Origin of the sequence: Rhizobium sp. PDO1-076 (assembly GCF_000247475.1) — a bacterium.
In the GTDB taxonomy this organism is placed as follows: Bacteria; Pseudomonadota; Alphaproteobacteria; order Rhizobiales; family Rhizobiaceae; genus Allorhizobium.
The window spans coordinates 1-9,999 of the sequence record NZ_AHZC01000053.1 but is presented as its reverse complement, the minus strand read 5'-3'; the positions used below and the strand labels follow the sequence as shown (position 1 = coordinate 9,999).

The window sequence follows — 9,999 nt, the reverse complement described above, 5'->3', positions numbered from 1 at the left end:
GTTGTCCTTCCTGTCACCCATTTTGACAGCGAAGGACAGTTCCAGCCAGACAGCTATGCCAAACACGTCGAGTGGCTGTCCGGTTACGATGCGCCAGTCCTGTTCGCAGCCGGTGGCACCGGTGAGTTCTTCTCTCTTTCCCCCAGTGAAATTCCGCGCATCGTCGCAACCGCCAAGGAAGCGGCCGGCAAGACAGCGATCGTATCCGGCTGCGGCTACGGCACGGAAATGGCCATCGAGATCGCCCGCGCCGCTGAAAAGGCTGGCGCCGACGGCATCCTGCTTCTGCCGCATTACCTGATCGATGCGCCGCAGGAAGGCATCTACAACCATGTCAAACGCGTGTGCCAGTCGGTCGGCATCGGCGTCATGGTCTATAACCGCGACAATTCGGTCATCGGTGTCGATGTACTTCAGCGCCTGTGCGACGCCTGCCCGAACCTTGTCGGTTTCAAGGACGGGACCGGCGAAATCGGCCTGATCCGCCAGATCACCGCAACGCTTGGCGACCGCCTCACCTATCTCGGCGGCATGCCGACGGCGGAGCTGTTTGCCGAAGCCTATCTCGGTGCCGGTTTCACCACCTATTCATCGGCTGTTTTCAACTTCGTTCCGGGATTGGCCGTCGACTTCTACAAGGCCTTGCGCGCTGGCGAACGCGAACGCTGCGAAACCATCCTAAAGGACTTCTTCTATCCCTTCATGGAACTGCGCGGCCGCCGCAAGGGATATGCCGTGTCGGCCGTCAAGGCCGGTGTGCGCCTGCAGGGTTTCAATGCCGGCAAGGTTCGCCCGCCGCTCGATGACCTGACGCCGGCGGAAGAAGAAATGCTCGCCAAGCTGATCGAGCCATGGAAGCGCTGATATGAAGATCGTCGACGTTCGCACCCATCTGCTCGAGCACAGGCTCGCCGTTCCGTTCCAGAGCGCGTCCATGCGCTTTGACCGGCGCGCACATGTGCTGGTCGAGATCGTTTGCGACGATGGCACGACGGGCTGGGGCGAATGCCTCGGCCCGGCGCGGCCGAATGCAGCCGTGGTTGCAGCCTACAAGACCTGGCTGATCGGCGCCAATCCGCTGGAAACCGAAAAGATCTGGGCAGTGCTCTACAATGCGCTGCGTGACCAGGGCCAACGTGGCCTGACCCTTACCGCCTTGTCCGGCATCGACATCGCGCTGTGGGACATCAAGGGCAAACACTTCAACGCGCCTGTCTCAATCCTGCTCGGCGGCCGCTTCCGCGAAACCGTCAAGGCCTACGCCACCGGCAGTTTCAAGCGCGATGGCGTTGATCGTGTCGAAGACAATGCCACCGATATTGCAGGCTACCGCGCGCAAGGCTTCCATGCCTCGAAGATCAAGGTCGGCTTTGGCATCGAGGAAGATCTGCGGGTGATCAAGGCAGCGCGCGAAGCCGCTGGCACCGATATGCGCCTGATGGCCGACGGCAATCATGGCTACGGCGTTCTGGAAGCGGTCGAATTCGGTCGTCGTGCTGCCGAATACGGTCTCGACTGGTTCGAGGAGCCGGTCGTTCCAGAACAACTTGCAGCCTACCGCGAAGTACGTGCGAAGCAGCCGATCCCGGTTGCTGGCGGCGAAACCTGGCACAGTCGCTGGGGTATGAAAGAACCGATCGAAACGCGTTGCATCGATATCGTCCAGCCTGACCTGGCCGGCGTCGGCGGTTTCACCGAAGCCAAGCGGGTGGCCGACCTCGCAGCCCTCCACGGCGTGCGTGTCGTTCCGCATGTCTGGGGCACCGCCGTGCATATCGCTGCCGCACTGCAGTTTATCGCCGCCATGGTGCCCGATCCGGTCCGCGTCAATCCGATCGAACCGATCCTCGAATTCGACCGCACCGACAATCCGTTCCGTCAGGCGGTGATCAATACCCCGATCGAACATCAGAACGGCGTTGTCGCCATCCCGAATGGTCCAGGCCTTGGCATCGAGATCAACCGCGATGCCCTCGCCGACTTCAAGATGAAGGACGATTGATGACACTCGTTCGCTCCCATTCCGGCCGCAAACCGAAGATCGCGTTCCCGAAGGGGGCGATCGACACGCAGATGCATGCCTACCTGCCGGGCTTTCCCGCGATCGAAGGTGGCCCGCCATTGCCAGCCGGCGAATTGCCAAGTCCGTCGCAGTACCGCGAATTCATGAAATGGATCGGCATCGACCGGGTCATCGTCACACAGGGCAATGCCCATCAGCGCGACAACCAGAACCTGATCGCCTGCCTGAAGGACTTTGGTGATCTCGGCTGGGGCGTGGCCGCCATCAACGGTCAGGCAACCGAAGCCGAACTTGATGAACTGGCAGATGCGCGCGTGATCGGCCTACGGATCATGGATCTACCCGGCGGTGGCGTAGACCTGACTCACCTGGAAGATGTCGACGCCATTGCCTCCAGCCGCAACTGGATGCTTGCCGTGCAATTCGACGGCAGCAACATCGTCGAGCACGAAGCCCGTCTGTCCAGGCTAAAATCACGCTGGGTGCTCGATCACCACGGCAAGTTTTTCTGCGGCGTGACACCGGACAGCCCGCAGGTGGCAGCCGCCAAACGCCTGATCGATCGCGGCAATTGCTGGTTCAAGTTTGCCGGCGCTTACGAATCGTCAAAGACCGGCGCGCCTGATTTCGCCGATGTGGCTGAAATTGGCCGCACGATTGCGGCGCACGCGCCTGAACGGATCGTCTGGGGATCGAACTGGCCGCACAATCTGGCAAAGACACAAGCCGACTATCCCGATGACGCTGCCCTCACCGACACAATTCTTGGCTGGCTGGCCGATGATGCCGCCCGCCGTCTCGCACTCGTGGACAATCCCGAGCAGCTCTTCGGCCTTGAACCAAGGGGGAACAAGGGGACCTGAGAGCCAACCGCCAATCCAGGGAGGTTTTGGCGGATCACTTATAAAGAGGAGGAAGACATGAAAACTGCCGCAATGCTGAGCCTCGCCATGGGGCTGACACTGGGTGCTGGCGCTCTAAATGCGCAAGAAATCACGCTCCGTTCTGCCGATATCCATCCGGACGGCTATCCGACCGTAGACGCGGTCAAGTACATGGGCGAACTGGTGTCCCAGAAAACCAATGGCCGCATCAAGATCGAGGTCATGAACAATGCGGCGCTCGGCGCCGAAAAGGACACGATCGAACAGACCCGCTTCGGCGTGATCGAGATGAACCGCGTCAACAGTGCGCCGTTCAACAATCTGGTGCCGGAAACCGTCGTCTTCGGCCTTCCCTTCCTGTTTCGCGATACCGAACACATGCACAAGGTCGTCGATGGCCCGATCGGCGACGAAGTGCTGGCTGCTTTCGAGCCGCATGGCCTGATCGGCCTTGCCTTCTACGATTCCGGCGCGCGCTCGTTCTATTCGACCAAGAAACCGATCGAAAAGCTCGCCGATCTCAAGGGTATGAAGGTACGTGTCCAGCAATCGGATCTGTGGATCGCGATGATGGAGGCCTTCGGTGCCAACCCGACCCCGATGCCTTTCGGCGAAGTCTATTCGTCACTTGAAACCGGCGTCGTCGATGCGGCCGAAAACAATTGGCCATCCTACGAGTCTTCGCGTCACTTCGAAGTGGCAAAAAACTACACATTGACCGATCACTCGCTGACCCCGGAAATCCTGGTCATTTCCAAGATCACCTGGGACAAGCTGACGCCGGAAGACCAGACGGTGATCCGCGAATCCGCCAAGGAATCCGTCGGCAAGATGCGCGAACTGTGGCAGGCTCGCGAAAAGGCATCGGAAGAGAAAATCCGTGCCTCGGGCGCCAATATCATCACCGTCGACAAGGCGGAATTCTCCGCAGCGATGCAGCCTGTCTATGACAAGTTCATCACCGATGCGAAGATGAAGGACCTGGTCAAGCGCGTTCAGGACGTCAAGTAATCAGAAGACACCGGCCGGATCAAACGATCCGGCCGGTTTTCATTTGGGGACTTGCATTGTGGCCGTTGTTCCGTTGCGGCCGTGGAGGAAATTATGTTGCGCTTTATGAGGGCCATTCGCCCGGGGCTTGGCCGCCTGAGCAAGCTGTGCCTGTATATTTCAGGGATTGGCCTGGTCGCGATGACCGTGATTATCGGATGGCAGATCTTTGCCCGATACATCTTGAACGATACGCCGAGTTGGTCAGAGCCGCTGTCGCTGATGTTGATGTCGTGGTTCATCATGCTGGGCTCTGCCGTCGGGGTTCGGGAAAGCGTGCATCTGGGGCTTGATTTCGTCCGTCACGGCGCGTCTCCGGCCATCCAGAAGATCATGGATCTGGTCAGCCTCGGCTTGATCGTCCTGTTCGGCATCGCCATGAGCTACTACGGCTTTCTGCTGGCCGCCGGTACATGGACTGCAACCATTCCAGTTCTCGGCCTGCCGGGCGGCGTCGATTTCTTTCCGCTGATCGCCGGCGGCGCCATCATCGCCATCTTTGCCGCCGAGCGCTTCATTGATGTGTCCATCGGCGAGGAAATCGCCGCCACCGTTGTTGTGCAGGAGGCTGCGTGATGGCCTATACCGTTCTATTCGGCGTCTTCACCCTGCTGATGATGATCGGCATGCCGATCGCCTTCTGCCTGGGCATCGCCTCGCTTGCCACCGTGCTTTATATCGGCATACCGCCGATCGTCGTGTTCCAGCAGATGAATTCCGGCATGAACGTCTTTGCCATGATGGCAATCCCGTTCTTCATCTTCGCCGGCGACCTGATGGTGCGCGGCGGCATCGCCAATCGCCTGATCCGCTTTGCGGCCGGCATTGTTGGCCATCTGCGCGGTGGCCTGGGCCAGGTCAACATCGTTGCTTCAACCTTGTTCGGCGGTATTTCCGGCTCTGCCGTCGCTGATGCGTCCGCCGTCGGCGGCCTGATGATCCCGCAGATGGCAGCCCGCGGCTACGACCGCAGCTACGCCGTCAACGTCACGGTCAATGCCGCGATCATCGCGCTGATGATCCCGCCATCGCACAACATGATCCTTTACTCGATTGCCGCCGGCGGCAATGTCTCCGTCGCCGATCTGTTCACCGCTGGAGTCATTCCCGGCATGCTGCTCGCAGCCGCCTTGATGGTCACCGCCTATATCGTCGCGCGCCGCCGCGGTTATCCATCTGAACCCTTCCCCGGCTTTCAGAAGCTCGGCTACTACTTTCTTGCCTCGCTGCCGGGTCTACTGCTGATCGGCATCATCTTCGGCGGCGTGCGCTCGGGCATCTTCACGGCGACGGAAAGCTCGTGCATCGCAGTCCTCTACGCCTTCCTCGTGGCCATGCTAGTCTATCGGGAGCTGAATTGGGATGGTTTCGTCGAAGCGGTGCTGGGCGCGGTGCGGACCACCGCCATGGTCCTGCTGGTCATCGGTACAGCCGCATCCTTCGGCTGGCTGATGTCCTTCCTGCAGGTCCAGACACTGCTGGTCCAGGCGATCAGCGCAGTGTCCGACAATCCGATCGTCGTGCTGCTGATGATCAATATCATCCTGCTTCTGCTCGGAACCTTCATGGACATGGCACCGATGGTGATCATTGCGACACCGGTGCTGCTGCCAGTCGTCAAAGCCTTCGGCATCGATCCGGTGCATTTCGGCGTGGTGATGATCCTCAATGCCGGGATCGGCCTCAATACGCCACCGGTCGGGACGGTTCTGTTCGTCGGCTGCGCGGTCGGCGGCATCACAATCCGTGAAGCGATGAAGACGATCTGGCCCTTCTTCGGCGCCAGCATCGCGGTGCTGATGGCCGTGACCTATATTCCGGCGCTGTCGCTCTGGCTCCCCAGCCTGTTCAAGTAAGCATCCCTGCTCAAACAGGCATCTGGCGGGGGCTTCGGCCCCCGCCTTTTTTGTCGCCGGTCGGCAAAGAGCTTGCACTTTGCGCAACATCGCTAGGCAAAACGTCAGTTTCATCGATCAAACAGATAGATTATCGCCATTTCGCATAGCCTGCCTGCCGGATTAGACTGCTTACAGTTAACGCTCCAGCCCCGGTGGACCATGACAGCACCCAGCCCTTCGGAAAAAGCCTTCGTTCCCTTCGTCAGCGTCGAAAACATGATGCGCCTTGTGCATCACATCGGCATCGAAACGGTCCTGACCGAGCTTACCGACGTCATTGAATCCGACTTCCGCCGCTGGCCGCTGTTCGACAAGACGCCACGCGTGGCCTCCCATTCGCGCGAGGGCGTGATCGAGCTCATGCCGACCTCGGACGGCGAGATCTATGCGTTCAAATATGTCAACGGCCATCCGAAAAACATGGCACAGGGACTGCAGACCGTGACAGCCTTCGGCCTGCTGGCGGAGGTTTCCAACGGCTATCCGGTTCTGCTCACCGAAATGACGCTGTTGACCGCCTTGCGCACGGCTGCGACATCCGCGATGGCCGCCCGCCATCTGGCACCCAAGGGGGCAAAGACCATGGCGATGATCGGCAATGGCGCACAGGCAGAATTCCAGGCCCTGGCAATGAAGGCCGTGCTTGGTATCGACAAGATCCGGCTCTATGACATCGACCAGCGCGCAAGCGACAAGGTCGCCCGCAATCTGGCGGGCTCGGGGCTCACGGTCACCGTATGCCCATCGGCGCAATCAGCGATCGAGGGCGCCGAGATCATCACCACCTGCACCGCCGACAAGCAGAATGCGACGATCCTGACCGACAACATGGTTGGGTCAGGCGTGCATATCAATGCAATCGGTGGGGATTGCCCGGGCAAGACCGAGCTGCACAAGGACATCCTCAAGCGCGCAGATACCTTTGTCGAATACCCGCCGCAGACCCGCATCGAAGGCGAGATCCAGCAGATGGATCCCGACTACCCCGTGACGGAGCTGTGGAAGGTGGTGACCGGCGAGGCCATCGGGCGTCACGAGCCGGGCCAGATCACCCTGTTTGATAGCGTCGGTTTTGCCGTCGAGGACTTTTCCGCCCTGCGCTATGTGCGCGCCAAGCTTGTAGGCACCGGTTTCTACCAGGATATCGACATCATTGCCGATCCGGACGATCCGCGTGATCTGTTCGGCATGCTGCAGCGGGCGAAGGACTGACGTCTACCCGCTGATTGCCGGGGCGTTTCATGCCGCGTAAGCCCGCCGTCCGAACTTATGCCGGACGCGGCGCGCGCGCCATCAGCCGCGCATAGGCGATCGCCGACAGCATATTGACGTGATTGGCCTTGCCGGTTCCGGCAATATCGAAGGCCGTGCCATGATCGACCGACACTCGGTCGATCGGCAGTCCCAGTGAAACATTGACTGCGGTCTCGAAGGCGACGAGCTTGATCGGGATATGACCCTGGTCGTGATACTGGGCAATCACCAGATCGAAAGCGCCGTTATAGGCGCGGGCAAAGACGGTGTCGGCCGAGATCGGCCCGACGACATCGATGCCCTGTGCCTGGGCAAGTTCCACGGCAGGCGCCAGGAATTCAGCATCTTCGGTGCCGAACAAGCCGTTCTCGCCGCAATGCGGATTGAGGCCTGCGACGGCGATGCGCGCCTTCTTGCCGAGCCGCATGAAATGCCTGTGGCCTGCCTCGATGGTCGCCAGGACACGCGCGGTCGTTGCCCGTTCGATCGCACCCTTCAGTGAGATATGGGTCGAGACATGGATGGTGTTCAGCCGTTCCGAGGCAAGGAGCATGAAGGAGCTTTTCGAGCCGGTCAGATGGGCAAGCAGGCCCGTATGACCGTCATGATGATGGCCGGCAAGGTTCATCGCTTCCTTGTTGATCGGCGCGGTGACGATGACATCGGCCCGGCCGCTCATGGCAAGATCGACGGCCCGGGTGATGTAGCGCACCGAGGCTTCACCGGCGATCGGGCTGACCTTGCCGATCTCCGGCAGTGGCGCATCGAGCGACACTTCGTCAACGGCCACCACATCCGCACGGCCATCCGCCTCCAAACCGTATCTGAGACCGGCGCCAGTCGCCTTGTCGGCGCGCTCAAGCGCTTCGATATTGCCGACAATGACGAAGTCACTTCGCTCTTCGGGCGCCATACTCGCCAACGCCTTGACGATGACTTCGGGGCCGACACCGGCCGGATCGCCGAGCGTGACTGCCACTTTCGGGTTGCGCGCCATTATCATGCTTCCTTCTTCAAACAATAGGCTCAGTAAGCTGCCTGGTAGATTGCCAAAATGTCGGCCTGGCTGAGGTCGCGCGGATTGTTGTCGAGCAGCCGGCGGATTGCAAAGGCGTCGCTTGCCATAGTCGCAAGATCGTCCGCGTCCACCCCCAGACCTGACAGGGTCATTTCGATGCCGAGATCGGCACAGAAGGCATAGGCCGCATCGAAGACCGCGCCGACGTCATTCTTCCCCTCATATCCCAGTGCCTGCATCACGGCTTGTGTCTTGACCGGCACTGTTGGCGTGTTGAAGGCGAGTACATGCGGGAAAATCAATGCATTGGCTGCACCATGTGGTACATGCCAGCGGGTGCCGAGCGGATAGGCGAGCGCATGGCCGCCGGCGGTGTTGACCGGGCCGAGGCAGAACCCGCCATAAAGCGAAGCGAGCGCCAGGCCGGAGCGCGCTTCCGCATCGGCCCCATCACGCACGGCGCGGGCAAGATAACGCCCGACAAGCCTTGCCCCTTCCTGCGCATACAGATCGATCGCCGGATGTGCTTTGCGGTTGGTGAAGGCCTCGACGCAATGCGCCATGGCATCGACACCGGTCGCCGCCGTCACCTTTGGCGGAACGCTGAATGTGAACGCAGGATCGATCACCGCGATATCGGCAAGCATGTACAGGCTCTCGACCGCAAGCTTTGCCATGGTCGACGGATCGGTCACCAGCGCGCGAATACCCGCCTCGCTGCCGGTTCCAGCGGTGGTCGGCACCTGCGCCAGCGCCACGCGACGTGGTCCCTCGACCTTGTTGGGCCCGACCACGTCGCGAAGGCTCTGCGACGAGCCGACCAGAACTGCGGCCAGTTTGGCCAGATCCATGGCGCTGCCGCCACCAAAACCAACGATCAGCTGGGCATTTGCGGCGTTTGCGGCCGCCAGAACCCTGTCGAGATTGTCGGTGTCCGGTTCGGGCTTCACCTCGCCGAAGACAGCAACGTGCCCCGGCAATTCGAGCGCATCGACGCGGCCCGCATTAAACGCATCGGAAATCACCAATATGCGGGCAAAGCCTTTGTCTGACGCCCATTTTCCGAGCTTTCCCGCTGTTCCCACTCCGAATTCGATCAGATGCGGACGAACGATTGTGATCGGCGTTTCAAGGCTTGCCATCGAACATTCCTCCCCGGAAGACCGCTTACAAGCGCTTCCGATTTGTAAAGTTGTTATTGCGTGGGAGGCGGCCACCTGGAACGCCTGACCACGGCTCGCCGGGCATCAGATCTCTTTACCGACAGGGATGCGGACATATTTGATTGCGCGGCGGAAATAGGTATAGGCCACATGCAGCGTGCCATCCGGACCCTCAATGATCGAGGGATAGGAGAACTCGCGATTGAGCGACTGCTGCGAATTGTTGCTGAGGCAGTAGCCGTCTCCTGTGTCGAGATCGACATGCTCAAGGAAGCTCACGCCGTCATCATAGGAGAAGGCAAGCGACAGGGGTGCGCGGGGAACGCCCCACACTGCCCGCGGGCCATCATAAGTGCCGCCGGTGGCCGGTTCCGCCTGTTCGTCTACCGCCTCGCCCCCCCCCTCGCCTTCGATCTCGTCATAGAGCGAAAGTCGTCGCTGGTCGGAACTCTCGGCGTTTGAATGATTGTAGACAATTGCAATCGAACCATTCTTCAGATCGATCGCCTGGATCGAGGAATTGTTGTTTGGCAGCACGGTCGGTTGCGGCGGGCTCCAGTTGCGGCCATCGTCGTCGGACCAGCTGTACAGGATCTGCGTCGCATACCGGTTGCGAAAGAAGGCGACCATGCGCCCGTCCCCCCGGGGCACGATATTCATATGCACCGCGCCGTAGCTGTCTGGAACCTCGGTCAGGCTCCAGTTCTTT

10 protein-coding genes are annotated in these 9,999 nt (G+C 60.4%); 7 read left to right on the top strand and 3 right to left on the bottom strand.

The window, feature by feature from the left end:
- From kdgD to PDO_RS04620, 7 genes are all read left to right on the top strand, one after another.
- The coding region (gene kdgD / locus PDO_RS04650) for a 5-dehydro-4-deoxyglucarate dehydratase (protein ID WP_007598459.1) at positions 1 to 864 on the top strand (864 nt) is incomplete at its 5' end.
- Between the two features lies 1 nt (position 865).
- The gene (locus PDO_RS04645) at positions 866 to 2,002 is read left to right on the top strand and encodes a mandelate racemase/muconate lactonizing enzyme family protein (protein WP_007598457.1); all 1,137 of its coding nucleotides are present in this window, start codon (positions 866 to 868) and stop codon (positions 2,000 to 2,002) included.
- Positions 2,002 to 2,886 carry an amidohydrolase family protein gene (locus tag PDO_RS04640; RefSeq protein WP_007598450.1) on the top strand — a complete coding sequence of 295 codons (885 nt, stop codon included), beginning with the start codon at positions 2,002 to 2,004 and terminating at the stop codon, positions 2,884 to 2,886. Before PDO_RS04645 ends, PDO_RS04640 begins: the two co-directional genes overlap by 1 nt.
- A 57-nt stretch (positions 2,887 to 2,943) precedes the next feature.
- Positions 2,944 to 3,918, top strand: coding sequence for a TRAP transporter substrate-binding protein (locus tag PDO_RS04635; protein ID WP_007598449.1), 975 nt, complete (start codon positions 2,944 to 2,946; stop codon positions 3,916 to 3,918).
- Positions 3,919 to 4,011: 93 nt separating this feature from the next.
- A complete protein-coding gene (locus PDO_RS04630) occupies positions 4,012 to 4,533 on the top strand; it encodes a TRAP transporter small permease (RefSeq protein ID WP_007598448.1) in 522 nt (173 codons plus the stop codon).
- Complete coding sequence (locus PDO_RS04625) at positions 4,533 to 5,813, top strand: TRAP transporter large permease (RefSeq protein WP_007598447.1); 1,281 nt, start codon at positions 4,533 to 4,535, stop codon at positions 5,811 to 5,813. The genes PDO_RS04630 and PDO_RS04625 overlap by 1 nt, the downstream gene beginning before the upstream one ends.
- Positions 5,814 to 6,014: 201 nt before the next feature.
- Positions 6,015 to 7,067 (top strand): ornithine cyclodeaminase, encoded by a 1,053-nt coding sequence (locus tag PDO_RS04620; RefSeq protein ID WP_007598446.1) that lies wholly within the window; start codon positions 6,015 to 6,017, stop codon positions 7,065 to 7,067.
- A 55-nt stretch (positions 7,068 to 7,122) separates the two neighbouring features.
- Here the strand turns inward: PDO_RS04620 and pdxA are convergent, their stop codons facing one another.
- From pdxA to PDO_RS04605, 3 genes are all read right to left on the bottom strand, one after another.
- On the bottom strand, positions 7,123 to 8,106 hold the full coding sequence (gene pdxA / locus PDO_RS04615; RefSeq protein WP_007598444.1) for a 4-hydroxythreonine-4-phosphate dehydrogenase PdxA: 984 nt from the start codon (positions 8,104 to 8,106) through the stop codon (positions 7,123 to 7,125).
- A 29-nt stretch (positions 8,107 to 8,135) separates the two neighbouring features.
- Positions 8,136 to 9,269 (bottom strand): iron-containing alcohol dehydrogenase, encoded by a 1,134-nt coding sequence (locus PDO_RS04610; RefSeq protein ID WP_007598442.1) that lies wholly within the window; start codon positions 9,267 to 9,269, stop codon positions 8,136 to 8,138.
- 105 nt (positions 9,270 to 9,374) lie between these two features.
- A partial coding sequence (locus tag PDO_RS04605) for an exo-alpha-sialidase (protein WP_007598441.1) occupies positions 9,375 to 9,999 on the bottom strand: 625 nt, incomplete at its 5' end.

Excerpts from the sequence above, each read along its gene's own strand:
- PDO_RS04645 (WP_007598457.1), top strand. The coding sequence starts at position 866 with ATGAAGATCGTCGACGTTCGCACCCATCTGCTCGAGCACAGGCTCGCC.
- PDO_RS04630 (WP_007598448.1), top strand. The coding sequence starts at position 4,012 with ATGTTGCGCTTTATGAGGGCCATTCGCCCGGGGCTTGGCCGCCTGAGC.
- PDO_RS04620 (WP_007598446.1), top strand. The coding sequence starts at position 6,015 with ATGACAGCACCCAGCCCTTCGGAAAAAGCCTTCGTTCCCTTCGTCAGC.
- PDO_RS04610 (WP_007598442.1), bottom strand. The coding sequence starts at position 9,269 with ATGGCAAGCCTTGAAACGCCGATCACAATCGTTCGTCCGCATCTGATC.
- PDO_RS04635 (WP_007598449.1), top strand. The coding sequence starts at position 2,944 with ATGAAAACTGCCGCAATGCTGAGCCTCGCCATGGGGCTGACACTGGGT.
- pdxA (WP_007598444.1), bottom strand. The coding sequence starts at position 8,106 with ATGGCGCGCAACCCGAAAGTGGCAGTCACGCTCGGCGATCCGGCCGGT.
- PDO_RS04625 (WP_007598447.1), top strand. The coding sequence starts at position 4,533 with ATGGCCTATACCGTTCTATTCGGCGTCTTCACCCTGCTGATGATGATC.
- PDO_RS04640 (WP_007598450.1), top strand. The coding sequence starts at position 2,002 with ATGACACTCGTTCGCTCCCATTCCGGCCGCAAACCGAAGATCGCGTTC.